Below are 26,709 nucleotides of genomic sequence, written 5' to 3'. Positions count from 1 at the left end.
CTGGCGTTCCTGAATGCCCGGCTGCCCGATACCGACGAGGATGACCTGCTGGAGGCCGAAGGCCTGATCTCGGCGGCCGAGACCACGCTGGCCGAACAGAGCGCCAACGCCGATGACCCCTTGACCGCCAAGCTGATCGCCACCCGCGCCGAGGAGGCCAAGGCCATGATGGCCGCCCTGGCGGGCGAGAAGGCCATCCGCGAGGAGAGCGTGCCCTCGCCATCCTTCGAGACGGTGACTGCGTCACCTCCTCCGGATGAGGGGTCTTCAACCCGTCGCCATAACCCTCACCCTGAGGAGAGGCGAAGCCTCGTCTCGAAGGGGGGCGACGCTGGCAGCAGCGGCGCCGGTAGCCCCAGCCAAGCAGCAGCCAAACCGCAGGATGATCCAGTAAAAGCCGATCCGCCGGCAGACTTCGATGCGGTGCGCAACGAGGCCCCGGCCCAGGCGGATCTGGAGGCCGTGAAGGCCGAGGCGAGCAGTCAGTCCTTTCAGGAGGAACGCCAGCGCCTTCTCAATCAGCCGATCCCCGACACCCAGGCCCTGGTGGCCCTGGAAAAGCAGCACGACGAAGGCCTCGATGCCTTGCTGCAGGACCTGGAGGCGCAAGGCGTCGCCCCGCCGGAGCCAGAATTCCGCCGTCTGGAGGGGGCTGACGCCCTGGGCGGTCTGATCCTCGATCTGCTGCCTGGCATCGGCGAACTACGCAGCGCCGAGGATGCGGTGGAGTCCTTCGAGGCGACCGCCAAGTCGCTGGAAGAAGGCGACATGCTGGGAGCCGCCTTCAACGGCGCCATGACACTGTTGGATGGCCTGGGGACCGTGCCGGTCGCAGGCAAGGCCGCAAAGATCGCCGGGTTGGGCGTCAAGGGCCTGGCCTCTTCCTTCCTTGGCATTGCCGCCCGACAGGCGACGCGAAACCCCGAGCGTCATGCAAAGGAATTTTCCGACTGGGCGGGGGAGATGATCGAGACCGGCCGCGCCAGCAGCAAGGCCCGCGTCGTCCCGGCGGGCCGGCTGAGCCCGGAAGTCAAGGGCTTCCTGGAAGAAAAGGGCATCGAGATTACGACCGACGCCATCGTTGCTTCAGATCAGCGAATCTTACGCATGCTTCGTGACTCCAAGACTGCCGGTGGAAGGGCCCTGCCCCAAGAGATGATCCGGAAGATGCCCGACGCCCTGGCCAACCCAAAGGCCGTGCTGTTCGACAAGGCAGATAAAGCGCGGAACGGCAACAATCGCTTGCTTTATGTCGTTGAGATACCGGGCGAAGACAGCAAGTCCGCGAAATTCGTCGTGGATATCGAATTCTCAACTAAGACGAGGAACGGAAGAACCGTACAGCCCACGGTCATCAGTGCGGGCAGGGTACCATCGGACAGCCTTACGGATGAGGGCCTCTTTGACATCATTCAAGGTGGCTTGGATTGACCGGATAAATCCAGTTTCCTGGACCGGCGGCTTGTTAGAAACGGGCCCTATGAAAAGAGGTGGTTGCCAGGGTGGGTCGCCCATCTCCCACATACGGTTTCGCTGCTGCTAAGGCAGGACAACCCCCAGGACAAAGCGTATTCCCTGACGTCCTGGCAACCACTGGTAAGATAGTGCGATGGCGCTTAAACAGCAAGAGGTTGTATGTCTTCAGAGGGCTATGGGTGTGATCATCGCGGTGGGTCGCCCATCTCCCACATACCGCCACGGGCCAAAGCCAACGGCGCCCAGGATCAAGCGTATTCCCTGACGTCACGACGATCACAATATCAATTTAAGGGTGTATGTAATCTAAATCAAGAGATCGAACAGGTGGTTGCCAGGGTGGGTCGCCTACCTCCCACATACGGTTTCACTGCTGCTAAGGCAGGATAACCCCCAGGACCTAGCGATTTTCCTGACGTCCTGGCAACCACTAGTAAGATAGTGCGCGGACGCGTAAACAGCAAGAGGTTGTATAGAGGTGAAACGCCTCGCCCTCATCCTTCGAGACGGTGACTGCGTTACCTCCTCAGGATGAGGGGTCTTCAACCCGTCGCCATAACCCTCACCCTGAGGAGAGGCGGAGCCTCCTCTCGAAGGGTGAGGGCGGCCAACAAAAGGCGCGGAGGGGCGTGAGCCCCGACAGGGAACCAACAAGAGGCGCGGAGGGGCGTGAGCCCCGACAGGGAACCGACAAGAGGCGCGGAGGGGCGAAGCCCCGACAGGGAACCGACAAGAGGCGCGGAGGTCGTCCGGCGTTACGCCATGCCGATGGCGGTTTTGTAGAGATCGAGGAGTTCTTCCTGCTCAGCGCGGTCGCTGGCGTTCATCTTCCGGAGGCTGATCAGCTTGCGCATGACCTTGGTATCGAAACCGTTGCCTTTGGCTTCGGCATAGACTTCCTTGACGTCTTCAGCCAGCGCTTTCTTCTCTTCTTCAAGGCGCTCGATGCGCTCGATGTAGGATTTTAGCTGCTCACCCGTCACGCCGGCGACATCCGCCATGCTGGCACTCCTTCAAATCTGTTGGTCTGACAAATCAGTACTGATCGCCGTCCGGCCTCCGCTGTTCAGAACGAGGCCGGAAGCTTTGCTGCGGGCGGGGAGACTAGCCCGCGGCAAAGCCACTGGCAAGCGCCCCCGGATGCACCCTCGGATACCCCCTCGGATACCCCCGAATGACCGGATTACGGGTTAGTGATTGGCTTGGGATTGGCTACGCAGGAACTCCGCCTGTTGCTCGGCGGTCGGCTCGGTGTGGTAGCGCTTCTTCCATTCGTTGTAGGGCATGCCGTAAATCTCCGAACGGCTTTCCTCGTACTCCTGTTCCGCGCCGAGATCCGTGAGCGCGGCGTGATACCATTTCGACAGGCAGTTGCGGCAGAAACCGGCTTGGTTCATCAGGTCGATGTTCTGCACGTCGGTGCGCTTGCGAAGGTGTTCGACCAACCTGCGAAACGCCGCGGCTTCCGCCTGGATCGTTTTATCGTCGCTCATGTTTGCCTCCTGAATGATCAAGTCTCGGCTCATGGTTTCTATGTAGGTACCCTTGCGAGGCCTGTCATCCCATTAAACCACGAGGAAGCCCTCGGCAAAGGGGTCGCGCTCGTCGATGAAGATCGTGTTGAAGCCGGTGATGCGCGCCCAACCCTCGATCGAAGGAATGATGCCCGGCTTGTTACCGACCGTCGTTTCGCTCTCGACCCGGCCCTTGAATAGCGAGCCGATGATCGATTCGTGAACGAAACTGTCGCCGACCTTCAAACGGCCCTTGGCGGCAAGCTGGGCCATGCGGGCCGAGGTTCCGGTGCCACAGGGGCTGCGGTCGATGGCCTTGTCGCCATAGAAAACCGCATTGCGCGCGTCGGCGCCCGCGACCGTGGGCGCGCCGGTCCAGAGGATGTGGCTGACGCCCCGGATGGTTTCGTTCTCCGGGTGAACCACTTCCAGTGTCTCGTTTAGAATGCGCCGCAACTGCGGGGAGAGGCGCTGGATATCGCCCGGCGAAAGCTGGGCCATGTCCTGGTAATTCTCCTGCGGCTCGACGATGGCGTAAAAATTGCCGCCGTAAGAGATATCGACCGTCAGGCGCCCTAGCTCCGGGCAGTCGACCGTGACGCCTTCGGCCGCCAGATAGGAGCCGATATTGACGATGCGGACCGAATCCACATGCGCGCCGTTTTGCGTGTAGTAGGCATCCACCCGGCCCGCCGGCGTTTCCAGGCGTAGCAGCCCGGGTTCGCGCGGGGTCGCCAAACCACGCTCGATGGCGAAGGTGACGGTGCCGATGGTGCCGTGCCCGCACATCGGCAGGCAACCGCTGGTCTCGATATAGAGGACGCCGATGTCGCAATCCTCGCGCGTCGCCGGATAGAGGATGGAGCCGGACATCATGTCGTGTCCGCGCGGCTCGAACATCAAGCCGGTGCGAATCCAGTCGAAGTGCTTGAGGAAGTCCTGGCGTCGCTCGCTCATGCTGGCGCCCTGCAAAAGCGGCCCGCCGCCCGCCACGAGCCTGACCGGGTTGCCGCAGGTATGTCCGTCTATGCAGAAGAAGGTGTGATGGCCCTTCATGATCTGTCCTTCGATGAGCGCCCAGCTGCGGTGCGGCCAATGCTGACCAAAGCCGGAGCCGAACGTTGAATGCTTGTTGCCGGGGAGGTTATAGTCGCATCCCCATGTCCGAGAATTTGACCCAGGAAATGCCGCGCTTCAAGAGCCAAGAGCACGCAGGGCCGTCGCCGCTTTTGGCACCGGATGAACCCGCGCCCTTCCGCTTGCTCAACCCGGAAGGCCGTGGACGGAGGGCCTTGCTGGTTTGCGACCATGCAACGAACTTCGTGCCGCGCGCGCTGGACGGACTTGGCTTGCCGCCCGACGAGATTAGCCGCCATATCGCCTACGACATCGGCATTGCCGGGGTCGCGGAGCGGCTCTCGGCTCTCCTCGATGTCCCTGCAATCCTCAGCCACTTCTCTCGGCTGATCGCCGATCCCAATCGCCCACCCGACGATCCGACCCTGGCCGCGGCGGTCAGCGACGGCACAATCATCGCGGCTAACCAATCGCTCACCGCCGCCGAACTGGCGCTGCGCAAGGCGACCTTCTACGACCCCTATCATGCGGCAATCGCCAGCCAGCTCGACCGGATGCTGGAGACGGGGCCTCGCCCAGCCTTCGTATCGCTGCATTCCATGACGCCCATGATCCGAAGCGAGCGTCGCCCCTGGGAGGCCTGCATTCTATGGAACGACGATCCGCGCTTGCCGAATCTGGCCTTCGAAGACTTACGCGGTCGCGGTCTGATCGTTGGTGACAACGTCCCTTATTCTGGGCAGGACGGCCACGGCTGCACCGTGCATCGCCATGCCGAACCGCGCGGGCTTGCCAACATCCTCTTTGAAATTCGCCAGGATCTGATCGATACGCCCGCCGGTCAGGAATACTGGGCCAGCTTGCTGGCAGAGACACTTTCGTCCATCCTTGCAAAGGCGGACCTGGACCGGAACTGGAACGAGGAGCGGCAGCGTGACGGAACCCAGCTTCACGGTAGGGATTGAGGAGGAGTATCTCCTTGTCGACAAGAGCACGCGCGATCTGTGCCAGAGCGTTCCCAAAACCCTGATCGATGAATGCGTGGCTGCCTTGCCTGAAGGGCAGGTGACGCCTGAATTTTTGCAGGCGCAGATCGAAATCGGCACACGCAAGTGCGACAATATCAAGCAAGCCGCCAAGGAAGTCGCGCAGTTGCGCCGCGTGGTGGCCGAAACCGCCGGGCGGCACGGATTGGCCCCGATCGCCGCCTCGACCCACCCTTTCGCCGCGTGGGACGTGCAGCAACATACAGATAAAGAACGTTATAACATACTGGCCCGTGATATGCAGGGTGTGGCGCGCCGTCTGGTGATCTGCGGCATGCATGTTCATGTCGGCTTGGATGATGACGAGTTGCGCTGTGACCTGATGGGCCAGATCACCTATTTTCTGCCGCACCTTCTGGCGCTTTCGACTTCCTCGCCCTTCTGGCGGGGACAGGAAAGCGGCCTCAAGTCCTATCGTATCGCCGTGTTCGACGAGCTCCCGCGTACCGGTTTGCCGGAGAGCTTCGATAGCTATGGAGAGTTCAAGCGGCATATCGATGTGCTGATCGCCGCCGGTGTGATCGAGGATGCCAGCAAGCTTTGGTGGGATGTGCGGCCGAGCCAGCGTTTCCCCACGCTTGAATTGCGCATCCCCGATGTCTGTACGCGCCTGGAGGACGGCATCACGGTGGCAGCGCTCTATCTGTGCTTGCTGCGGATGCTCTACCGGCTCAAACGCAGCAATCAACGTTGGCGACGCTATGGATTGATGCTGGTGCAGGAGAACCGCTGGCGCGCCCAACGCTATGGCGTGGACGAGGGGCTGATCGATTTCGGCAAGGGCGTGATCGTGCCCTATCCCGATCTGTTGGAAGAGATACTCGATCTGGTGCGCGAGGACGCCCTGGCACTCGATTGTCTGGAGGAGGTGGAGCGGGCCCGCGAGATCATCCAGCGAAAGACATCGGCACACCGGCAGCTCGCACTTTACCACCGCGCGCTGGATCAAGGAGCGAGCAAGGAAGACGCACTGAAGTCAGTGGTGGATTTCCTCATGGAAGAGACCGTGGCGGGCCTGTAATGGCCCGCGAGACCGCGAATTCAAGCGCAGGGGGCTATCGTTAAAGCGCTGTATTCCGGCGGCTCTCGTCACAGTCCTACAATTAGATACAAATTGATGCATGACACAGTCCTCGTCCCTGCATGATCATAAAGCCACCTCTCGCCCGCTAGTACGTTCATCCATCCATCAGCGATCTAAAAAAGTAAAAGATGGTAGGCCGAGTGAGCCATGAGGCGATGATCGGTGCGGGATGACAAAGACGAAAGCCAATTTAACGAGTGTCTTCCGTTCGGAATGATCTCGGTGGCGCGGAGGAAAAGGGGTGCGGCATGAACTGGAGCTCGAAACTCTCGGCGGCTTTTTTATGCCTCGCCGTGGTTGTAGGTTTCCTGCCATTTGGTTCCCGGGCACAAACGGCCTCAGACCTCGATTGCCTAGCTTGCGTCGAGGGCTCCGAAGTGGTTCCGGGCTCCTTAAATGGTGGAAGCCATCTTGAGAACAATTCTATTCCGCCTTGGAAGTTGATCGGCGACATCCCGGCGGCCAAACTTCGGGGCGACATCCCGGCAGCCAAACTTCGGGGCGACATCCCGGCGGCCAAGCTGCGGGGCGATATTCCCCATTGGAAACTGAGGGGCGATATCGGCGGCGACAAGATCGCCGACGGCACGATTGGGCTGGCCGACTTAGCGCCGGAGGTCATCTCCGCTTTCACGCCGCCGCCGGACCTGCCGGTTGTTGAAGTCGAAGTTGACTGCGCGGCGGGCGAGGATCCGCAAGATGCGATAGACGCCGATACGCCCGGCCAGCACACGATCATCTACATCTTGAGCGACTGCAGCGGTGCTGCGGCCTCGTTTGTAATCAGGGACAAGTCACACCTGACCGTAACGGCTGTGAATCCCTACCTGCCAGATGGCTTCATGCCGACTCTGACAGGCAGGGGCGTCACCATAAGGAATTCGACCGGCATCACGCTGCACGGTCTGGCATTTAACGGCCCGTCGGCAGAGGGCGAAGGCGTTGGTGTTAACCTCATAGATTCCTCAGCGCTGCTAGATGCAATATTCGTTGAGGGGTACGAGTTCGGTGTCTTTGCCTCGGGCGCAACGGTGCTTGTGGGGTTTACACCGGCAATCAGAGAGAACTCGGAAAGCGGGATTTGGGTCAGCGGATCAACTTTGGCCAATTGTATTGGCTGCTATTCGGCAAACAACGGCGATGCCGGGCTCAGAGTGTCGGATGCTGCAATCTTCAATGATTTCCTGAGCATCTATGGCGACAATGGTGGCGATGGAGTCGCAGTGCACCATGGGGGGCGCTACCGTGGCGACATCATTGACATCTACAATAATGGCTTTGGAGAGGGTAAGAACGGCGTCGGCCTTCGTAACGTCGGCGGGGATAGCGTCACGAGCCTCGCCCGCATCTACGACAACAACCATGCGGCTCTGTCGGTCACGCAAGGCGGACGGCACAATGCCCTGCCGATTCTCCCTGACGACATCGATTTCTATCTTGCCTACGAACCGGGCCATGCTTTTCCCTGGCCGGAGGGACCTTTCGACCGCATGGCGATCGAGGCGGATCATTCCGCTACCGTGGTGCTGAATGAAGCCATGGTGGAAGGCGATGCCCAGGTTAGCCACAACGCGAGCCTTGAGTTGATCGGGCGCAATACCACGTTCCTCGGAAATGCGATTGCCGATGGGCGGTCGTTCATCGGTTTCAGCGACGGGGCCTTTCCTGTCGGCGATTCCACCTTGAAGTGTCAGGAATCAACCTTCGCCGTCTGCCTGCTGGAACCGCGCGATCCGGCATCGTTCGGCGTGGCCTCCACAGGGCGGGTGAGTGCCCAAGATTTGGCCTCGGACCGCGCGGAAGCGTTGGAGCGCCGAGGGCAGGCGCGGCCTTCGCTCGACTAGTAAAAGCAGTTCCTCCCTCAGGGCACCGTCGACAAGACCAGGGCGTAGTAGACGGCGACAAGCTTTGGTCGCCGCACCCGTCCGGCGCACGGTCGTGATCGCAAATGGCGGCCATGATGCCTTGTTGCCCGGCAACTCTCTCCCTAAGATCGCGGCGAGCGAAGGTCGCAGGGTTTCCAGCCTTGTAAGCATGGCTTCCCGCGTGGAAGTGGCCAACTGGCTTTTAGAGGAGAGAGCATGAAAAAATTCGGGGTGGGCCAGCCGCTGAGGCGCTTTGAAGACCAACGGCTCTTGACCGGCGAGGGAAGCTATACCGACGATCAGCGTCCGGAAGGGGCGCTTCAAGCGGTCGTGCTGCGCAGTCCGCATGCGCATGCGGTGCTGGCATCGATCGATTGCGAGGATGCACGGGCCTTCCCCGGCGTGCGCGCCGTCTATACCCACGCTGAACTCGATGCCGCCGGGATTGGTGATATCCCCTGTTTGACGCTCTTCCCCGGAAAGGGTGGCAAGCAAGCCATTACGCCCGGCCATCCCGTGCTGGCGCGCGGTAAGGTGCGCCACGTCGGCGATCCCGTTGCTTTCGTGGTCGCCGAGACCTTGGAGCAGGCACAAGATGCCGCCGAAGCCATCATGGTCGACTTTGATGATCTGGAAGCCGTGGTGGACCTGGAAGCAGCCATCGCCCCAGGCGCGCCGCAGGTTTTCGACGAGGTGCCGGGAAATGTGTGCTTCGATTGGGACATCGGTGATGCGGCAAAGACCGAGGCTTTGCTGGAGTCCGCCGAACGGGTCGTTGAGCTTTCGCTGGTCAACAGCAGGATCGTCGTCAATTCGCTTGAACCCCGGAACGCCATTGGGGAATACGACCCAGCCAGCGGCCGTTTCACCTTGACCACGTCGACCCAGGGCGTTTTCAAGCTGCGTGATCAGTTGGCGGACAAGATTTTCAAGCTTCCGCGTGACCGGTTCCGTGTTTTGACACCGGACGTCGGCGGCGGCTTCGGCATGAAGATTTTTCTCTATGCCGAACAGGTGCTGGTGTTGTTTGCGGCACGCGATCTCGGCCTGCCGGTGGTATGGAACGGCACGCGAAGCGAATCCTTCCAGTCCGACAGCCAGGGGCGCGATCACCTTAGCAAAGTCCGCGTGGGCCTCGACGCTCAGGGGCGGATGAAGGCCCTGCATGTATCGACCCTGGCGAACCTGGGTGGGTATCTATCCAACTTCGGGCCCTATATTCCAACGGCCGCCGGCGCGAAAATGCTCTCCGGTCTTTATGGCCTGGAGGCTGTTTATTGTGAAGTGAAGTGCGTTCTGACCCACACGGTTCCGGTTGACGCTTATCGGGGGGCCGGGCGTCCCGAAGCGGCGTATCTGCTGGAGCGTTTGGCTGACTATGCCGCTACCGAAATAGGCCTGACGCCGGAGGAATTTCGACGCCGCAATTTCATTCCTAAGACGGCCATGCCCTTCGATACCGCAACCGGAATTACCTATGATTCCGGGGATTTCACGCGGGTCATGGAGCGCGCCTTGGAGAAAGCGGATTGGTCGGGGTCGGTTTCTCGCAAGGAGGCTGCGGCCAAGGCAGGACGGTATCGCGGTATCGGCATCGGTTGTTATATCGAGGCCTGCGCGGGTATCGGCGAGGAGGAAGCCAGGGTTCGCCTGGATGAAGACGGCGGCATGACGGTTTTCGTCGGAACGCAGACGAATGGCCAGGGGCACGCGACGGCCTATGCCCAGATCATGGCAGAACAGATCGGCATAGACCCGGCTATGGTACGGCTGCGCCAGGGCGACAGCGATGAACTGTCCCAGGGCTCCGGCACGGGTGGATCCCGATCCCTTTTGATGGGGCGCTTGGCGATTGAAGGCGCTAGCGAAAAGGTTATTGAGCGCTTGCGTCGCATCGCCGGATTTCTTCTGGAAGCCGCGCCCGAGGATATCGAGCTTGCGGATGCCAAGTTCGCCATCGTCGGCACCGACCGTCACGTGGGGTTGGCCGAGATAGCGCGGAAGGTCTATGCGCAGTCCGAAAGCTTGCCGGAGGCACTGCGCGGCGAGGTTCTGGAAGCCCATATTGCTAAGAACCCGCCGCTAACCTACCCCAACGGCTGCCATGTTTGCGAACTGGAGATCGATCCAGAGACCGGCCGTTTGATCATCGATCGTTACACGGTCGTCGACGATTTTGGCACTATCGTCAATCCATTGCTGGTCGCCGGACAGGTTCATGGCGGCTTGGCGCAAGGCTTGGGGCAGGCATTGCTGGAGGTCACGGCCTACGATCCCGAGAGCGGGCAGTTGTTGACCGGCTCCTTTATGGATTACGGCATGCCGCGCGCCGACGACATGCCCCGGATCGACTTGGAATTTATCCAGGATATTCCCTGCGCAACCAATCCTTTCGGGATCAAGGGCGCGGGCGAGGCAGGGGCCATCGGCGCGCCGCCAGCGATTGTCAACGCGTTGGTCGACGCCTTGAAGCCATTGGGCGTGCGGCATCTGGACATGCCTGTAACGCCGGAAAAACTTTGGCGGCTAGCCAACGGGCTAGGCGATCAAAAAGGGGAGGCCGCCGAGTGAACGACATAGCGGCCTTGTTGCCCAAAGTAACCGCGATCGCCGAGGATGCCGGGCGGGCGATCCTGGATATCTATCGTGACGAGAGTCGTACCGCCGAAAGGCAGAAAGACGATGCGTCGCCGGTCACGGCGGCAGATGAGGCGGCCGACGCATTGATCCTCTCGGCGTTGGGCAACCTGACCCCAGAGATTCCGATCATTACCGAGGAAAGTTTCGCACCTGAACGCCTGCCGGATCTTTCGGGCGGCCTTTTCTGGTTGGTCGATCCGCTGGATGGCACCAAGGAATTCCTCAGCCGAAACGGCGAGTTCACCGTCAACATCGCCCTGATAGAAAGCGGTTTGCCGGTGTTGGGTGTCGTGCATGCGCCGGCACTGGATAGAACCTGGACCGGTGCCGGACCGGGAAGTGCAGCATTTCGAGATCAAGGGACCGATGCCGTATCCGTACGCGTACGCTCGGCGCAGATGGACGCCATAACCGTTATTGCCAGCCGCCGCCACGGCAGCGGCGGCGAACTGGATCACTTCCTGTCGCGGTTCAAGGTCGCCGAGCGGGTGTCCGCGGGTTCATCGTTGAAGTTCTGCCTGATCGCCAGTGGACAGGCCGACCTCTATCCCCGCTTCGGGCGCACGATGGAGTGGGATACCGCCGCGGGCCATGCGGTCCTGCTGGCCGCCGGGGGACGCGTTGAGCGCAGCGACGGCGCCGCTTTCGTCTATGGCAAGGCGGGGTTCGAGAATCCCGCCTTCGTCGCCTATGGGGGGCTTTGAGCGTGGCGGTTCGTCGTGAAAGCAAAACCGCTCCCCGGGCATGGCAGCGAATGTTGTCGGGTCGCCGTCTTGACCTACTTGACCCAACCCCGCTGGATGTCGAGATCGAGGACATAGCGCTGGGTCTCTCTCGTGTCGCCCGCTGGAACGGACAGACCGTGGGAGATTGGTCTTTTTCGGTCGCACAGCACAGTCTGTTGGTAGAGGAAGTTGTCTCACGCCTGCGCCCTCAGGCACCCAATAAGTGGTTGCTGGCGGCTCTACTGCACGATGCATCGGAGTATGTCGTCGGCGACTTGATCTCGCCCTTCAAGGCGGCGGTCGGTTTCGACTACAAGGCCTTCGAGAACCGCCTGATGGAGGCGATTCATATTCGCTTCGGGCTGCCGCCGCAATTGAGCAAGGAGGCTCAGCGGGTGATCAAGCGCGCCGATCACGTCGCGGCCTACCTGGAAGCCACACAGCTTGCCGGGTTCGGCGATAAGGAGGCACGGAAGTTTTTTGGGCAGCCGGGAAGCCACGTGCAGGACCTTCGTCTTGCTCCTTTGAAACCGGATCAGGCGCGGGCCCGGTTCCTCAAGCGCTTCAGAGCGCTTACACCATCCTGAGGCGCGCGACAGGGTCTTTGGGATCGGTTAGCGTGGCTGCCATGAAACAGCGGGAACCCAATGAACCACTCCAGGGTAAGACAGCGTCACAGGAGAACTTCCCAGTGGCGTCGCGCCTGTTGGCGCGCGACAAGCGCGACACGGTGTTGGCTTACTACGCTTTCGCCCGCGCAGCCGACGATGTGGCTGATGCGCCAGACATCCCGGCCGAGCGCAAGCTTGCTGATCTCGCTGCCTTCGAGAAAGGATTGTTGGAAGGAACGGGACCGATTCAGCCTGCACTCGCACTCCGGAGAGAACTGATGAACCGGGCGTTGCCGCTCGATCTCGCCGGTCAGTTGCTGACTGCCTTTCGTCAAGATGCGGAGGGTGTGGAGATCGCAACCTGGAGTGATCTGCGAGCCTACTGCCGACACTCAGCGAATCCGGTGGGCCGCTTTCTGCTTGCGCTTCACGGCGAGGATGCAGCGCTTGAAGCGCAGAGTGATGCGCTTTGCAGCGGGCTGCAGATCCTCAACCATTTGCAAGATTGCAAGTCGGACTGGCAAGCCCTTACCCGCTGTTATCTACCGGGGAATTGGATGGCCGAATGCGGCTGCGATATCGGGGACCTGGAAGCAGAAGCCAGTTCACCGGGATTGCGCCAAGTGTTGGACCGTTGTCTTGATGAAACGGGGCGACTGCTGTCCAAATCAGCGCCGCTCGCTCGCTGTATTAAAGACCGGCGCCTGGCTTTTCAGGCGGCCACCACACAAGCCCTTGCCGTAAAATTGCTGTTACGCCTGCGCAAGCGCGATCCTTTGGCCCGGTCGATCCGGCTGTCCCGGTTCGATTTCCTGGTTGCGGCCCTATCCGGCTTCATTGCCGCAATGGGTCCGCGAAGGGAGACGACATGATGGACGCGGCGGCAGCGGAGAGGGAAGCACTGCGAATCGTGCGCGATTCCGGCAGTTCCTTTTTCTGGGGCATGCGCCTTGTCTCGGCCCCGCGCAGGCGCGGCATGTATGCGCTTTACGCCTTCAGCCGGGCCGTTGACGATGTGGCCGACGGCGACGGTCCTGTAAAGGAGCGTTTGGCGGGTTTGGACGCCTGGCGCGAGGAGATCGAAACGCTTTATGCGGGACGCCCACAGACACTGATTGGCAAGGCCTTGCAGGGTCCGATTGCGGAGTTTGATCTGCCGAAAGCGGAGTTTCTGGCCCTGATCGAGGGCATGGCGTCGGACCTGGCGACGCCGGTTTGCGCGCCTCCCTGGCAGGATCTCGCGCAGTACTGCCGCCGGGTCGCCGGCTCGATCGGTGTGCTGACCCTGCGTATCTTGGGTTTTCCGGCGACGGCGGATGACCGCTTGGCCATCGCGCTTGGCGAAGCCCTGCAACTCACCAACATCTTGCGGGATTTGGCCGAGGATGCGCGTCGGGGAAGACTCTATCTGCCTGCCGAAATTCTGGCCGAGGCCGGGATCGAATCATCCCTTCCTGATGCGGTCCTGCGCGACCCCAAACTGGCGTTGGCTTGCGGTCGGGTGGCCAGGCACGCCGAAGCGGACTTTGCCGAAGCGCGCAGCGAGATTCAGCGGCGCGGCAGCCGCTCCTTGTTGGCGCCACGGATCATGCTAGCGTTCTATGCCCGCTTGCTGGTCAAGCTGTCGAACCAAGGCTGGCGGCCACATGAACCTGTGCGCCTTTCCGCTCCAGAGAAGCTATGGCTTGTTTGCCGGGAACTGCTGCGGCGATGAGCAGGGTACATGTCATCGGTTGCGGATTGGCCGGATTGAGCGCGGCGGTTCGACTGGCGGCGGCGGGCCTGAAGCCTCTGCTTTACGAGCAATCCGGTCACGCCGGCGGGCGCTGTCGGAGCTATCGGGATCCAGCCCTCGAATGCCTTCTGGATAACGGTAACCATCTGCTGCTCAGTGCCAACCGCGAGGTCCTGGCTTATCTCGATCTTCTGGATGCAAGACGCGGGCTGCGCGAGAATTTGCCGGCGCGCTTTCCCTTCGTCGATCTTGCCGACACGCGCCGTTGGGCCCTGAATTTGGAATCCGGCCGGCTGAAAGGCGCCCTGGGCATTTGCAAAGCCTTGCCCGGCGTGCGCCCGCGCGACCTGTCGGCGCTGCTGCGATTTCTGTTTGTCCGCGAGGGGGCGGTGGTGACGGACCTCGTGTCATCCAACCACGCACTGTATCGCCCTTTGATCGAACCCTTGACCCTGGCTGTGATGAACGGCCCGCCGGAGGCGGTGTCGGCAAGCCTTCTCGCTCGGGTACTGCGACAAACCTTGTTCAAGGGCGCAGCCGCCTGTCGCCCGCTACTGCCCGCCGAGGGCCTCGGCCCGGCGCTGGTCGAGCCGGCCCTGGCGTTTCTGGCGCAAAGAAACATTCAGCCGCTTTATCATCATCGATTAAAGGATATCGGCCTGTCGGCCGGAGGCGTCGATCATCTCGAGTTTGCCGCCGGGCGCAGTGATTTGAAGCCGGGGGAGGCTGTCGTCCTGGCCATTCCGCCCTGGGGCTGCGATGCGTTGCAGGAACGCTTCCTCCCTCAAGTGGAAACCAAGGCCATCGTCAATCTGCATTACCGATTGCCCAAGTCGGTCGATCACAAGACCCTGGAGCCCTTCCTGGGTGTTCTGGGCGGTAGGATTCAGTGGATTTTCAGGCGCGGCGATGTGGTTAGCGTAACGATCAGCGATGGCGAGCGCTGGATGGCGGATGCACCGGAGACACTGGCCCAAATGCTATGGCCCGAAGTGGCAGCGGCCTTGCAACTGGGCGAGATCGATACGCCGCCTTTCCGGGTCATCAAGGAACGCCGCGCAACTCCCTTGCAAAGTCCGGCTGCGGCAGGGCGCCGTCGCGCAAGTCGCACGGCGTTCTCCAACCTGTTTATCGCCGGCGATTGGTGCGATACCGGTTATCCAGCCACGATCGAGAGCGCCGTCTTGTCTGGCCGTCTGGCGGCAGCGGCAATCCTGTCTAGGTGACGATTTCCGCCGGGGGTTGGAGTCCTGGGAGTCAGTTGGTCGTGTGGCTGGAGCCGGAGTGGTTGCCCATATGGCCGTCCATAGCGCCACCCATGTGGCCAATCGGCATGACCATCACGGTCGCCGTGACCTCCGCGCCGTCGTCGAACATCAGCTTGACATCAAAGTGCTCACCTTCCTTAAGCGCCTGGGTCAGCCCGAAAAGCATGACATGCAGGCCACCAGGCTCCAGGGTCACGGTTTCGCCCGCTGGAATCTCGATTTCCTCCATGCGGCGCATTTTCATGACGCCGTCGACCATTTCATTGCTGTGCACCTCTGCGCGCTCGGCAAGGCTCGTTTCCGCCGAGACCAGACGTCGCGGCTCCTGGCTCTGGTTGGTGATCTCCAAAAAGACGGCTCCTGTATGTCCGGCACCCATGGTGACCCGCGACCAGGCGTTGTTGGTGGAGAGATCACTTGCCATGGCTTGCGTGGCGGCAAGGAGGAGCACGGCGGCAAAGAAGCTGAACATCGGTCTCACGGGGATTCTCTCCGGGTTGTTGTGGTGGGCGCAGCATAAGGTCCAGAGTGCGGTAGGGCAAAGGTCATAAGCGTCGCAGGCCTCACTACAAAGCATGATCTGGGTGGTTGCCTCGCGGCAAGGCTCTGTGCGAGGTAAGGAGGGCAGGACGTTAGTAAGACAGCAATTGGACGGGTGGTGTCGGGGCGATGGCGAAAATCCTTTGGTTGGCGAGTTATCCAAAGAGCGGAAACACTTGGTTGCGTACCATTGTCGACCGTTTGTTGTCGCAGGGCGAGGCGCTGGATTTGAATCTCTTGCCGCCGTCCTTCAACGGCGCGACGAACAGCTATATCAAGGACCGCAAGCTGCCGCTGGCCGAGGGTGTGCAGGGGGCAGCCAGCGCATACTGGCGCGATGTCCAGGCTTTCCTGGTTTCTGAGGCGACGCGGGACCGGGTCTTCATGAAGACCCATAACATCGCCGCGCGTTTTGGAGGCGTGCCTTTTCCGGACAGTGAGATGACCGAGGGGGCGATTTACGTCGTGCGCGATCCGCGCGACGTGGCGATTTCCTATTCCTATCATTTTCAATGCGGCCTGGCGGATGCCGTGGCAGCGCTCTGCAATCCCGAGAAGTTCATCACCAGGAAGGGCGAGCCGGGTAAGGCAGAGATGTTGGGCAGCTGGGGCCTGCATGTGAAGAGCTGGACCCAGCAAAAGCGCTTTCCATTGTTGCTGCTTCGCTACGAGGACATGCACACCAATCCGGCCAAGTCTATCGCGACGATTAGCCGGACGCTCGGGTTTTCCCATTCCATGGCCGAGATCGCACGGGTGGTCGAGGAAACCTCCTTCTCTTCCCTGAAGGAGGCCGAATTGCGTGGCGGCTTCAAGGAGGCCGTACGCGAGGGCGGGTTTTTCAGAAAGGGCCGCGCCAAGCAATGGCAGGAGGTTGAGGACCAGGGCGTCTTTGCGCCGATAACGACGACCTTCGGCCCCCTGATGGAAAAGCTAGGTTATTCGCGCTGACGCCCCGGGCCTGAAGGCAGGCGGAGGCCAGTGTCCGCTAACGTCTAGAAGCGCGCTTCAGCCACGGTCTTGTCCTGAGCTGGATCATAAAGCCCGCCTCCCAGATGAGAATGTCCCCAGCTCATGATCTGCAAGAGGATGGGTTCCAACTCGATCCCCTTGTCGGTCAAATAGTAGCAATAGCGAAGCGGCCGATCCTGGTAGGGTTCGCGCCGTACCAATCCCCATTCCATCAGTCGCTTCAGGCGTTCTGATAGCAGGTTGGTTGGCATGCGCTCCTCGCTGCCTTGCAGATCCCGGAAAGTGTGCTTCCCGTGCCACAACAGGTCGCGCACGACCAATAAAGTCCATTTATCGCCCAGAATTTCCAAACTTCGGGCAATTGAGCAGCGCGAGCGAAAGTCATGATGCTGATGCGGCATATCCTGCTCCAAGAGTTTTTACCTGCTCCTTCATACAGTGGTCACTTTTAAAATGAAAGTTTGACGTCGGCAGTAACTTTTAATATGCAAGTGACATTAGGCGCACAACTGCGGAGAACATCGATGCGGGCGATCGGGAACACGCCATTGATCAAGTTGAACCATTTGCCTGGTTCAGACAGCGCGGATGTATTTGTGAAATGGGAGGGGGCCAACCCGACCGGCAGCATGAAAGACAGAATGGCTCTGTCGATGATTGAAGGTGCAGAACGGCGTGGCGATCTGAAGCCAGGCGGATGCGTCGTCGAATACACCGGCGGCAGTACGGGTAGTTCCCTGGCGATGGTTTGCGCAACCCGTGGCTATAAGGCCCGTTTCGTGTCTTCAAACGGCTTTTCCGAAGAGAAGCTGCAAACCATGCGCGCCTTTGGTGCGGAGGTAGAAATCATTCACGCGGACGGGGGTATTCTGACCGCGGATGTGATCAATCGGATGATCGCCCGCGCCAAGGATCTGGCGGACAAGCCGGGCACGTTCTGGCCGGATCAGGTGAACAACCTGGACAATAAGCTGGGTTATCACGGTATGGCGCGTGAAATTATCTCGCAGATTGACGGTCCCATAGACGAGTTTGTCATGGCAGCGGGCGGCGGCGGCTGTATTTCCGGCAATGCGGAGATACTGAAGGACCACAACCCCAAAACGCGGGTCATCGCAATCGAACCTTATCATGTCCGCAATATATCGGGCGGTGACACCAGCGGGAGTCACAAGCTCGAAGGAATCGGGTTGTCGTTCGTACCGTCGATTCTGCGGCGCGATCTGATTGACCATGTTGTGTCCGTAAAAGATGAAGACGCCTATTGGGGCGCGCGTTCCTTGGCGCGGTGCGAAGGTCTGCTCGGTGGCATAACCTCAGGCGCCAACATCTGGACCGCCCTCCAGCGGGCCAGGGAACTGGGACCCGGAAAGAAGATTGTGACCGTGGTCATCGATACCGGCCTGCGATACTTGAACAACGACCTTTACAGGTGATTTTCCGGCGCTGTCCTAAAATCTTTCCTGGCGTGCTCCGTATCCCCGAACGGCACGGTCCTGTTACCGGGGGGCTAGGCGCCTTTTTTTCTTCGGCCTAGTCCTCGGAGCGGCCGGTGTTGTCACGGTCGCGGTCGTATCGTTTTTTAATCGGAAAGGGCGGCAGCCAGGACTCGCGACGAACGATCCAGCTTTCGTAAGTGGGTTTCAATTGGTCGGGGGCATCGAGCGACCCCAAATTCACCTCGACCTCGTCGCCGCTGCGCGCGAAAACGGAGGAGCCACAGCCGGGGCAGAAATGCCGTCCGGCGTAGTCGCGTGTTTCGCCCTCGACCGTCACCGCATCCTGAGGAAAGATGGCCGAGGCGTGAAACAGCGCTCCGTGATGTTTGCGGCAGTCGAGGCAGTGACAAAGACCGACCCGATAAGGCGGGCCCGACGCTACAATTCGGACCTTGCCGCAGAGGCAACCGCCGGTGACTCTTTCCATGCTGCGTCTCCTCTGAGATCAAGCTGTCAGAAAAGGGGTACAACGAACGGCAGATACCTTGCAATCGCCGCTTTCGGCGCGGCCGTAAGCGTCGCGGGAAAGCCTGCCCATGACTCGAAGGGGGCAGACGTGGTAGAGAATTGCCCCTTAGCGGCATCAATGCAGTTGGTGAGAGTTCAGGGCGTCAAGAATTATTGTGAGAAATCAACAGACTACAATAGATCGGCGGCTGAGCGTCGCGCCTATGATGGATTGGACGGATCGGCATGATCGTTTTTTCCTCAGGCTGCTGACGAAGCGCACGCTGCTCTATACCGAGATGGTGACGACCGGCGCCCTGTTGCACGGCCCGCGTGAGCGCCTGTTGGCCTTCGATAGGGCGGAGCATCCCGTGGCGTTGCAACTCGGCGGCTGCGATCCGGCTGAGCTGGCCGAGGCGGCGGCCATGGGCGAAGCCGCCGGTTACGACGAGATCAACCTTAACGTTGGTTGCCCCAGCGACCGCGTTCAGAACGGTCGTTTCGGTGCCTGCCTGATGGCCGAACCGACGGTCGTGGCGGCGGGTGTCGCGGCCATGCGCCAGGCGGTGAAAATCCCGGTTTCGGTTAAGTGCCGGATCGGTATCGACCAAATGGACGACTATGGGGACTTGCGCGCCTTCGTGGATATCGTCTCCCAGGAAGGCGGTGCGGACTGTTTCATCGTCCATGCACGCAAGGCCTGGCTAAAGGGCTTAAGCCCGAAGGAAAACCGCGAGGTGCCGCCTTTAATCTACGGCAGCGTCTACCGTTTGAAGCAGGAGCGCCCCGATCTGATTGTCGTGATCAACGGCGGTATTCAAAGTCTGGAGGAAGCGTCGGCGCATCTGGACGAAGGTGTGGACGGCGTGATGATCGGCCGGTCTGCCTATCAGAATCCCTACATCATGGCGGCGGCGGATCGAGCCTTCTTCGGCGACCAAGCCGCGGTGCCGGAGCGGCGGGAGATTGTTGTGCAACTCTTGCCCTACATCGAGCGACAGATGAGCCGCGGCGTGCCCTTGAAATCCATCACCCGGCATATTCTGGGGCTCTACAACGGTCTGCCCGGTGCGCGTGTCTGGCGGCGGGTCTTAAGCGAGGAAGCCCATAAGCCGGGCGCCGGGCCCGAAGTCGTGTCGCGCGCCTGCGAGCAGGTCGAAGAACTGCTGGCGCGTAAGGCGGCGGCCTGACCGGTCTCTACTCAAGCTTTGCCTGAGCCATTTCCTCGATCGCCGCTTCCAGAGATACCGTGGGCCTCCAGCCCAAAGTGTTGCGAAACTCCGCCGGATTGGCAGTCAGGTTTCCCAACAGACTTTGTGCCATCTCCCCGCGGCCCAGCAGCATAAGAACGCCACCCAGAAGCACGGGCGGCATGGGAAAGAGCCGAGCAGGCTTGCCCATGGCCCGCGCCAGGGCCTTGATCAGCCCCGGTGTTGATAGGGGCGGGGTGTCCGCAACCTCGAAGAGCCGTCCGGCTGCGCTGGGGTGATCGAGGCAGGCAGCGATCGCGGAGGCCAGATTTTCCCGGGCGATGAAGCTGCGGGCATTCTGAACGCTGGCGAAGGGCAAAGGACGCCCCTTGTCGATCCAGCGCATCAGCGTTGCCAGATTGCCGGGCGGCTGCGGTCCAATGACCAAAGGCGGTCGCAGTACAACCAGTTCCAGGGAAAGCTCGCGACAGAGCACCGCTAACTTCTGCTCGGCTTCTCGCTTGGCGATCTGGTAGGGCGTGCGCTCCAGACCCGCGCCGATGGAGGAAACAAATACCAGGCGCGCCACGCCAGCGGCCTTGGCTTGATGGGCTAGCGCCAAACTTGCCTCGACATTGGCTTGGCGTTGCAGACGAAGTCCGGCTTGGTTTTGATCTGCCCTATGGGCGCGGGCGGCTAGATGCACCGCGACCCCGGCGCCCGCTACGAGAGACCGCCAATCGCTATCGCCGGAGAGTTCTTCGATGCGGTGCCAAGAGACGCGTGCGTCCGCGGCCAAGGGCGAACGGCTGGCGTAGCTGCAAGCGAGGTCGTGTCCGCGCGCCAACAGGTCTCGGATCAGGGCTTCGCCGACAAACCCGGAGGCTCCTGTAACGGCCACGCGCATTTCAACCACTCCCAGCTGAGGCGGGCTCAGACGTTGATTGATCTCGCTCGCTTATCGAACGCACCAGCGCCGGATAGAACGCACCCAGGGTAACAGCCCGTCCGGCCATGAAAAGCGATAGTGCAAGCCAGAGGCCGTGATTGTTGTAGTTTGGCACGAGCAACCACGATGCGAGGATAAATATACCAAGCGAAAGGACCATTGCATTACGCATCGCGCCGGTCCGCGTCGCACCAATGAAAATGCCGTCCAATTGATATGACCAAACCGACAGTAACGGCAGGGCCACGACCCAGGGCAGATACAAGGCCGCTGTTTCGCGCAGAGGCTCGATATCAGTGTAAAGCGCGATGATCGACTTGCCGGTAAAGGCGAAAAGGAGCGTGAAGAACAGCGCGAAGCCCGCCGCCCAGATAGTCGATGTCTTGATAGCGCTGCGGAATGCCGCGCGTGACCTTGCGCCGATAGCATTGCCGGCCAGCACTTCGACCGCATGAGCGAAGCCGTCTACCGCGTAGCCCATGAAGGTATGCATCTGCAGAAGGATGGCGTTGGCGGCGAGTTGCAGTTCGCCAAGCTTGCCGCTCTGCGAGGTAAAGCTGAAAAAGGCAATCTGTAGACAGAAGGTGCGCAGGAAAATATCGGCATTGACCCGCAGCAATGCCCCCTGTCGCTTGCGGTTCAGGAGGTTTTTCAGGTTCCAGTTTCCAGGCCAGGCACTTAATGCCCGCGCCGCGATGACCAGACCCAGCGCCAGAGCCGCGTATTCGGAAATCAGGGTCGCCAGCGCCACGCCGTCGACAGTCATGCCAAAACCCAGCACGAACAGCAAATTGAGGATTATGTTGAGGCCGTTGAGGACGACCTGCAGCAGAAGTATCGCCCGCGCGTTCCCAATACCCAGAAGCCAACCAAGCAGGGCGTAGGTGATGAGTGTCGCAGGCGCACCCCAGATACGAATGTCGAAATAAACGACGGCCAGCGCTTCAACTTGGTCCGATGCGGACATAAATGTGAAGGCCAAGGGACGGATACCAACCTGCAAGACGACGATGGCAACGCCTAGAATCGTCGCCAGCAAGATAGGTCTTGCCAGCGTGGCGCGGAGCTCATTGCTGTCTTTCGCGCCGAAAGCCTGGGCTGCAAAACCCGTTGTTCCCATGCGAAGAAACCCGAATCCCCAATAGAGGAAACTGAAGATGATTCCGCCTACCGCAACGGCGCCGATGTAGGCGGGATCCGGCAGATGACCCATCACGGCGGTGTCCACCGCACCCAACAGGGGTACGGAGATGTTGGAGAGAATGATCGGCACAGCCAGCGTCAGGATACGCTTGTGCCACATTCTGCTGTCGTCGCTCAGTTTCATGATATCCCGGTTGTATAGCGCAAGCTCGCAGGGGCTAGACAGTGCAGAGTGTTGGTTTTAGGTCAAGATTGCCTTTGTAATAAAACCGCGCTCCGTCATAGTCGCTACTACTGAATAGCTCAGAGGAAGATATGCCGTGCCAATGGTCTTGATCCGCGATTTTTTGAAGATGGAAGCGACCGCCGGGTTGTTTCTGGTTGCCGCTGCAATTCTGGCAATGGTCTTTGCCAATGGTGGCCTGGGAGATGTCTATGCGGATTTTCTCAACACCCCTGTAAAGGTTCAGATCGGCACGTTGCTGATAGCTAAGCCGCTGCTTCTCTGGGTAAACGACGGCCTGATGGCGATCTTCTTCCTGTTGGTCGGACTGGAAATCAAACGCGAGGTTTTGGTTGGCGAACTGTCGCGCCGGGATCAGGTTATGTTGCCTGCGGTCGCGGCGCTGGGCGGCATGGTGGTGCCGGCTGCGATTTATCTCATCTTCAATGGTGGAGACCCGGTCGCCCGTCTGGGTTGGGCAATCCCGGCGGCTACGGATATCGCATTTGCGCTGGGTGTTTTGGCGTTATTGGGCAGCCGTGTTCCGCTGGCGTTGAAGGTGTTCCTGACGGCGCTGGCGATCATCGATGACTTGGGAGCCATCGTGATCATCGCGCTGTTCTACACGGCCGACCTGTCCGTCGTATCTTTGGGTTTTGGCGCGCTCTTCCTGGTGGGGCTCGTGACATTGAATCTGATGGGCGTGACCCGCATGTCGCTATACTGGATTCTGGGAATTGCGCTTTGGGTCTGCGTATTGAAGTCCGGCGTGCACGCCACATTGGCGGGCGTCGCCGTGGCTTTCTGCATACCGCTGAAAGCGAATGAAAAAACACCTCTTTATGACCTTGAGCACGCCCTCCACCCCTGGGTGGCCTACGGTATTCTGCCGCTTTTTGCCTTTGCCAACGCTGGTGTCTTCCTGGGCGGCATCACGATGGACGATGTTCTGTCGCCGATCCCGATGGGTATCGCTTTGGGCCTGTTCTTCGGCAAGCAGATCGGCGTCGTCGGCTTTTCCTGGGTGGCCATTCGCGCCGGTCTTTGCAAACTGCCGCAAAGCGTGGCTTGGCCGCATTTCTATGGTGCAGCGCTGTTGGCCGGTATCGGCTTTACGATGAGCCTGTTTATCGGAACATTGGCATTTCCCGCCGAGGGCTACGGCGCACCCGTGCGTATCGGCGTCTTGGGCGGATCGCTCATTTCGGGGTTGGCGGGGTATCTGCTTCTGGCGCGGACGTTGCCGCGCGGCGGTGAATCCTCCGCTGCCGATCGCTCAAATCCGGCCGAGGTCGGCTCCGATTAAAACTGGCTGTAGTCGATCGGCTTGGTGCGATCCAGGCTCGCCGTCGCCTCGGGCAATGGATACTTAAGGCCGGTGGCGCAGTTGAAGAGAACCGCCTTGTCGGTCGGCTTCACCAATCCTTCCCTGAGTGAGCGCTCGTAGGCAGCCAGCGTCGCTGCGCCCTCAGGGCAAAGCAACAGTCCTTCTTCCCGCGCACAGCGGTCGCGGGCCTCCATGATGACGTCATCGTCAAGCGCCATGGCGAAACCGCCCGATTCACGCACGGCCCGCAGGATCAGAAAATCACCGACAGCGACCGGGACGCGAATTCCCGCCGCCACCGTATGTGCGTTCTCCCAGAGCGGCGCATGTTCCACGCCGTCTTCCCATGCCTTGACGATAGGGGCACAGCCGGTTGCCTGGACGGCCACCATGCGGGGGCGCTTGCCGCCGATCCAGCCGATTTCGGCCAACTCCTGGAAAGCTTTCCACATGCCGATCAAACCGGTGCCGCCGCCGGTCGGATAAAAGATCACATCCGGGAGCTTCCAACCCAATTGTTCGGCCAGTTCCAGGCCCATGGTCTTCTTACCTTCGATCCGGTAGGGCTCCTTCAGCGTGGAAAGATCGAACCAGCCGGTCTTATCCTTGCCCTCGCCGACGATCTTGCCGCAGTCGTTGATCAGACCGTTGACCCGGTAAACATCGGCGCCTTGCGCGGCGATCTCCCGTAGATTGATCTCGGGCGTGTCCGCTGGCGCAAAGACTGTTGAACGCAACCCCGCGTGGGAGGCGTAGGCGGCCATGGCGGCACCGGCATTTCCGTTCGTCGGCATGGCCAGATGCTTCAAGCCCAGTTCCTTGGCCATCGCCACCGCAAGCGCCAGCCCTCTGGCCTTGAATGAGCCCGTGGGAAGCCTGCCCTCGTCCTTGACCAAAAGCCGACCGCGTTGCTGTCCCAGGCGGTCAAGAGCGATCAAGGGCGTGATGACCTCACCCAAACTGACAACATTCGCCGCACGGCGCACGGGCAGGAATTCACGGTAGCGCCAGAACCCATGGCCGCGGCGTTCGCGTAGCGCGGTCTTCGTGATCGAACGACCCAGTTCCTCCAGGTCGTAGCGAACCAACAGAGGCCGTCCTGCTTCGGACAGGCCATGAACCCGATCAGCTTCGTAAACCTTGCCGGTCATGGAGCATTCGAGATGAGATACGAACGTCGGCGTTTCCAGTTGCATTTCCTAAATCCTTCGTATCCTGCCGCAACCCCGGCTTATGTCCGGATTCAGCCCCAAAGTTTGGCGCTTGGCGGCACCATGCGGCTACCCTCGAACTGCAAGGCGTCTGTTCGGTCCTTAGCCATCCACAAGGGGCCGTCCAGATCTGTGACTTCAACACCTTGGGCAACCAGCATGGCGGGCGCCATTGCCAAGGAAGTTGCCATCATACAACCCACCATGATGCGGTACCCGGCTTTTTCGGCTTCCTGCCTGAGGGCCAGGGCTTCGGTCAAGCCTCCAGCCTTATCCAGCTTGATATTGATGAAATCGTATTTGCCGGTCAGCTTCGACAGGCTGCTGCGATCATGGCAGGATTCATCGGCGCAGAGCGGCACCGGCCGCGCTTCTCCAGAGAGCGCGTCGTCATCCCCTGCCGGCAAAGGCTGTTCGATCATCGTCACGCCGAGATCGGCCAGTTTTGGCGCCAGCGTTCGATATGCATTGATGTCCCAACCTTCGTTGGCATCGACGATCAAACGCGCGTCTGCTGCGTTCTTTCGCACGGCGGCGACGCGATCCAGGTCTTCCGGCCCGGCCAGTTTCAGCTTCAACAGCGGTCGGGAAGCAGCCGCCAGGGCGGCCTCGCCCATCTTTTCCGGCGTATCGAGTGACAGGGTGTAGGCGGTCACAACATTCAGCGGCTCCGGCAGTCCGGCAAGGTCCCAGGCGCGTTTTCCAGCGAGCTTGGATTCCAGGTCCCAGAACGCACAATCGAGCGCATTCCGGGCGGCACCGGCGGGTAAGGCGGACTGAAGACCCCTGCGGTCCAGCCCTTGCTCCAAGGCTGGGCGCATCCCTTCGATGTCCCGCATGACACCCTCGATAGTCTCGCCATAGCGCCGATAGGGCACGCACTCGCCCCGCCCAGTGACGGTGCCATCCGAGATGGTGGCGACCACCACCTCCGATTCCGTGCGCGAACCGCGCGAAATTGTGAAGGCGCCTTTGAGCGGCCAGGCTTCGCGCTTGATCTCTAAGGTCAGCCTCGCCATGGCTCAGGCCAGATTATCGACGATGCGGGCGACGCCCTGTCGCACCGGGTCGGTCGTCGGCAATCCTGTTTCGGCTTCGACTTTCTGCAGGTAGCCAAGGGCTTCGTCTTCGCCTAAGCCAGAGGTATTGATCGCCACGCCCACAAAGCGAACATCCGGATTTGTCAGCCGCGCCATGCGGAGGTTCAGATCAATGGCCTCTTCAATGCTCGGCAGCTTGTATCCCGGGAGCCCACGCATGTGTGCGCGGGTCGGCTCGTGGCACAGCACCAGTGCATCGGGCTGCGAACCGTGCAGAAGCCCCAGGGACACGCCCGCGAAAGAGGCATGGAAGAGCGATCCCTGACCCTCAACGATGTCCCAATGATCCGGAGCGTTCTCAGGCGTCAGCCATTCGGTCGCGCCAGAGATGAAGTCGGAGACAACGGCATCGACGGAAACACCATCACCGGCGATGAAAATGCCCGTCTGACCGGTAGCACGGAAGTCGGCTTTGATGCCGCGCTTGCGCATCTCTTGCTCAATGGCCAAAGAGGCATACATTTTGCCCACCGAACAGTCCGTCCCGACGGCCAGCAGACGCTTACCGCTTCGTTTGACACCACTGGCGACGTCGAAGCTGCGGGTCGGGTGGCGCACGTCGAAAAGCTTGCGGCCGTTGCGCGCCGCGGCTTCGGCGAGGCGTGGAACGTCCGCGACCTTCTGATGCAGACCGGCGGCGATATCCATCCCCATGTCGAGTGCCTGTTCCAGCACTTCGACCCAGGAAGCGCCAATCACGCCGCCCCGGTTGGCGACGCCGACCACCACGGTTTTGACGCCCTTCTCCCTGGCGTCGGCCAAGGTCATGTCCGGGAGCTTCAGATCGGCTTTGCAGCCTTCCAGGCGAAGCTGTCCCAAACACCATTCCGGGCGCCAATGAGCGACCCCCTGGGCGACCTTTGCAGCCAGTTGATCGGGCGAATCGCCGAGAAACATCAGATAGGGGTGCTGGATAGCCATGACTTATTTGTCTCCGAACTACGACTTTGGGTTAATTACCGCCCGGCATACTAGTGAATTTTGCGCTGCTTTCCAGGGCTTGCTTTCCTGGTCCATTCTCGGCCTCATTAACGGCCTTTGATAAGGCTTTGCAAGCGGCAAGATTA

Annotated in this window: 25 protein-coding genes; 14 read left to right on the top strand and 11 right to left on the bottom strand. The window is 60.6% G+C overall.

The window, feature by feature from the left end; all coding sequences use genetic code 11:
* On the top strand, positions 1 to 1,431 hold a 1,431-nt coding region (locus tag FHR98_RS16310), incomplete at its 5' end, for a hypothetical protein (RefSeq protein WP_183417806.1).
* An 800-nt stretch (positions 1,432 to 2,231) separates the two neighbouring features.
* Here the strand turns inward: FHR98_RS16310 and FHR98_RS16305 are convergent.
* The 3 genes from FHR98_RS16305 to FHR98_RS16295 form a co-directional block, all read right to left on the bottom strand.
* On the bottom strand, positions 2,232 to 2,477 hold the full coding sequence (locus tag FHR98_RS16305) for a DUF2312 domain-containing protein (RefSeq protein WP_183417805.1): 246 nt from the start codon (positions 2,475 to 2,477) through the stop codon (positions 2,232 to 2,234).
* A 189-nt stretch (positions 2,478 to 2,666) separates the two neighbouring features.
* A complete protein-coding gene (locus FHR98_RS16300) occupies positions 2,667 to 2,969 on the bottom strand; it encodes a DUF1244 domain-containing protein (RefSeq protein WP_183417804.1) in 303 nt (100 codons plus the stop codon).
* A gap of 72 nt (positions 2,970 to 3,041) precedes the next feature.
* On the bottom strand, positions 3,042 to 4,046 hold the full coding sequence (locus FHR98_RS16295) for a 4-hydroxyproline epimerase (protein WP_183417803.1): 1,005 nt from the start codon (positions 4,044 to 4,046) through the stop codon (positions 3,042 to 3,044).
* Positions 4,047 to 4,150: 104 nt separating this feature from the next.
* On the opposite strand from FHR98_RS16295, the gene FHR98_RS16290 reads away from it, so the two are divergent.
* The 9 genes from FHR98_RS16290 to hpnE all read left to right on the top strand — a co-directional run bounded on the left by FHR98_RS16290 (position 4,151) and on the right by hpnE (position 14,999).
* Positions 4,151 to 5,032: an N-formylglutamate amidohydrolase gene (locus FHR98_RS16290; protein WP_183417802.1), complete on the top strand. Its 882-nt coding sequence runs from the start codon at positions 4,151 to 4,153 to the stop codon at positions 5,030 to 5,032.
* Complete coding sequence (locus tag FHR98_RS16285) at positions 5,001 to 6,134, top strand: carboxylate-amine ligase (protein WP_183417801.1); 1,134 nt, start codon at positions 5,001 to 5,003, stop codon at positions 6,132 to 6,134. Before FHR98_RS16290 ends, FHR98_RS16285 begins: the two co-directional genes overlap by 32 nt.
* 311 nt (positions 6,135 to 6,445) lie before the next feature.
* A complete protein-coding gene (locus FHR98_RS16280) occupies positions 6,446 to 8,041 on the top strand; it encodes a right-handed parallel beta-helix repeat-containing protein (RefSeq protein ID WP_183417800.1) in 1,596 nt (531 codons plus the stop codon).
* A 237-nt stretch (positions 8,042 to 8,278) separates the two neighbouring features.
* A complete protein-coding gene (locus FHR98_RS16275) occupies positions 8,279 to 10,633 on the top strand; it encodes a xanthine dehydrogenase family protein molybdopterin-binding subunit (protein WP_183417799.1) in 2,355 nt (784 codons plus the stop codon).
* Positions 10,630 to 11,406 carry a 3'(2'),5'-bisphosphate nucleotidase CysQ gene (gene cysQ / locus FHR98_RS16270; RefSeq protein ID WP_183417798.1) on the top strand — a complete coding sequence of 259 codons (777 nt, stop codon included), beginning with the start codon at positions 10,630 to 10,632 and terminating at the stop codon, positions 11,404 to 11,406. Before FHR98_RS16275 ends, cysQ begins: the two co-directional genes overlap by 4 nt.
* A 2-nt stretch (positions 11,407 to 11,408) precedes the next feature.
* Positions 11,409 to 12,014, top strand: a complete 606-nt coding sequence (locus tag FHR98_RS16265; protein WP_322091275.1) for a YfbR-like 5'-deoxynucleotidase — start codon at positions 11,409 to 11,411, stop codon at positions 12,012 to 12,014.
* Positions 12,015 to 12,055: 41 nt separating this feature from the next.
* Positions 12,056 to 12,910, top strand: coding sequence for a squalene/phytoene synthase family protein (locus FHR98_RS16260; protein WP_246377962.1), 855 nt, complete (start codon positions 12,056 to 12,058; stop codon positions 12,908 to 12,910).
* Positions 12,907 to 13,752 carry a presqualene diphosphate synthase HpnD gene (gene hpnD / locus FHR98_RS16255; RefSeq protein ID WP_183417796.1) on the top strand — a complete coding sequence of 282 codons (846 nt, stop codon included), beginning with the start codon at positions 12,907 to 12,909 and terminating at the stop codon, positions 13,750 to 13,752. The genes FHR98_RS16260 and hpnD overlap by 4 nt, the downstream gene beginning before the upstream one ends.
* On the top strand, positions 13,749 to 14,999 hold the full coding sequence (gene hpnE / locus FHR98_RS16250) for a hydroxysqualene dehydroxylase HpnE (RefSeq protein ID WP_183417795.1): 1,251 nt from the start codon (positions 13,749 to 13,751) through the stop codon (positions 14,997 to 14,999). The genes hpnD and hpnE overlap by 4 nt, the downstream gene beginning before the upstream one ends.
* A 31-nt stretch (positions 15,000 to 15,030) precedes the next feature.
* On the opposite strand, the gene FHR98_RS16245 is transcribed toward hpnE, so the two are convergent.
* Entirely contained in the window at positions 15,031 to 15,513 is a 483-nt protein-coding gene (locus tag FHR98_RS16245; RefSeq protein ID WP_246377960.1) for a copper chaperone PCu(A)C, read from the bottom strand.
* A 197-nt stretch (positions 15,514 to 15,710) separates the two neighbouring features.
* Here FHR98_RS16245 and FHR98_RS16240 point away from each other — a divergent pair, with 197 nt between their 5' ends.
* Positions 15,711 to 16,532: a sulfotransferase domain-containing protein gene (locus tag FHR98_RS16240; RefSeq protein ID WP_183417793.1), complete on the top strand. Its 822-nt coding sequence runs from the start codon at positions 15,711 to 15,713 to the stop codon at positions 16,530 to 16,532.
* A gap of 44 nt (positions 16,533 to 16,576) precedes the next feature.
* Here FHR98_RS16240 and FHR98_RS16235 read toward each other — a convergent pair whose 3' ends face one another.
* Positions 16,577 to 16,954, bottom strand: a complete 378-nt coding sequence (locus FHR98_RS16235) for a winged helix-turn-helix transcriptional regulator (protein WP_183417792.1) — start codon at positions 16,952 to 16,954, stop codon at positions 16,577 to 16,579.
* Between the two features lie 123 nt (positions 16,955 to 17,077).
* Between FHR98_RS16235 and FHR98_RS16230 the strand changes: the two genes are divergently transcribed.
* Positions 17,078 to 17,989, top strand: a complete 912-nt coding sequence (locus FHR98_RS16230; RefSeq protein WP_183417791.1) for a PLP-dependent cysteine synthase family protein — start codon at positions 17,078 to 17,080, stop codon at positions 17,987 to 17,989.
* Positions 17,990 to 18,086: 97 nt separating this feature from the next.
* Here FHR98_RS16230 and FHR98_RS16225 read toward each other — a convergent pair whose 3' ends face one another.
* Positions 18,087 to 18,479 (bottom strand): GFA family protein, encoded by a 393-nt coding sequence (locus tag FHR98_RS16225; protein ID WP_183417790.1) that lies wholly within the window; start codon positions 18,477 to 18,479, stop codon positions 18,087 to 18,089.
* Between the two features lie 196 nt (positions 18,480 to 18,675).
* Here FHR98_RS16225 and dusA point away from each other — a divergent pair, with 196 nt between their 5' ends.
* A complete protein-coding gene (gene dusA, locus FHR98_RS16220; RefSeq protein WP_322091274.1) occupies positions 18,676 to 19,689 on the top strand; it encodes a tRNA dihydrouridine(20/20a) synthase DusA in 1,014 nt (337 codons plus the stop codon).
* A gap of 7 nt (positions 19,690 to 19,696) precedes the next feature.
* Here dusA and FHR98_RS16215 read toward each other — a convergent pair whose 3' ends face one another.
* The gene (locus tag FHR98_RS16215; RefSeq protein WP_183417788.1) at positions 19,697 to 20,596 is read right to left on the bottom strand and encodes an NAD-dependent epimerase/dehydratase family protein; all 900 of its coding nucleotides are present in this window, start codon (positions 20,594 to 20,596) and stop codon (positions 19,697 to 19,699) included.
* A 1-nt stretch (position 20,597) separates the two neighbouring features.
* Positions 20,598 to 21,965: an MATE family efflux transporter gene (locus tag FHR98_RS16210; protein ID WP_221205942.1), complete on the bottom strand. Its 1,368-nt coding sequence runs from the start codon at positions 21,963 to 21,965 to the stop codon at positions 20,598 to 20,600.
* 136 nt (positions 21,966 to 22,101) lie between these two features.
* Between FHR98_RS16210 and nhaA the strand changes: the two genes are divergently transcribed.
* Entirely contained in the window at positions 22,102 to 23,310 is a 1,209-nt protein-coding gene (nhaA, locus tag FHR98_RS16205; RefSeq protein ID WP_322091273.1) for a Na+/H+ antiporter NhaA, read from the top strand.
* On the opposite strand, the gene FHR98_RS16200 is transcribed toward nhaA, so the two are convergent.
* Genes FHR98_RS16200 through dgcN form a run of 3 tightly spaced genes read right to left on the bottom strand, consistent with a single transcriptional unit; the run spans position 23,307 to position 26,563 of the window.
* On the bottom strand, positions 23,307 to 24,527 hold the full coding sequence (locus FHR98_RS16200) for a threonine synthase (RefSeq protein WP_183417787.1): 1,221 nt from the start codon (positions 24,525 to 24,527) through the stop codon (positions 23,307 to 23,309). The two genes, nhaA and FHR98_RS16200, sit on opposite strands and share 4 nt — an antisense overlap.
* A gap of 47 nt (positions 24,528 to 24,574) precedes the next feature.
* Positions 24,575 to 25,561, bottom strand: coding sequence for an N-acetyl-D-Glu racemase DgcA (gene dgcA / locus FHR98_RS16195; protein WP_183417786.1), 987 nt, complete (start codon positions 25,559 to 25,561; stop codon positions 24,575 to 24,577).
* Positions 25,562 to 25,564: 3 nt separating this feature from the next.
* Entirely contained in the window at positions 25,565 to 26,563 is a 999-nt protein-coding gene (dgcN, locus tag FHR98_RS16190) for an N-acetyltransferase DgcN (protein ID WP_183417785.1), read from the bottom strand.
* Between the last annotated feature and the right edge of the window lie 146 nt (positions 26,564 to 26,709).

The sequence above is a fragment of the Limibacillus halophilus genome, assembly GCF_014191775.1.
Lineage (GTDB): Bacteria > Pseudomonadota > Alphaproteobacteria > Kiloniellales > CECT-8803 > Limibacillus > Limibacillus halophilus.
Note: the sequence above shows the minus strand (reverse complement) of the source record. Positions and strands in the feature narration are given on the sequence as shown.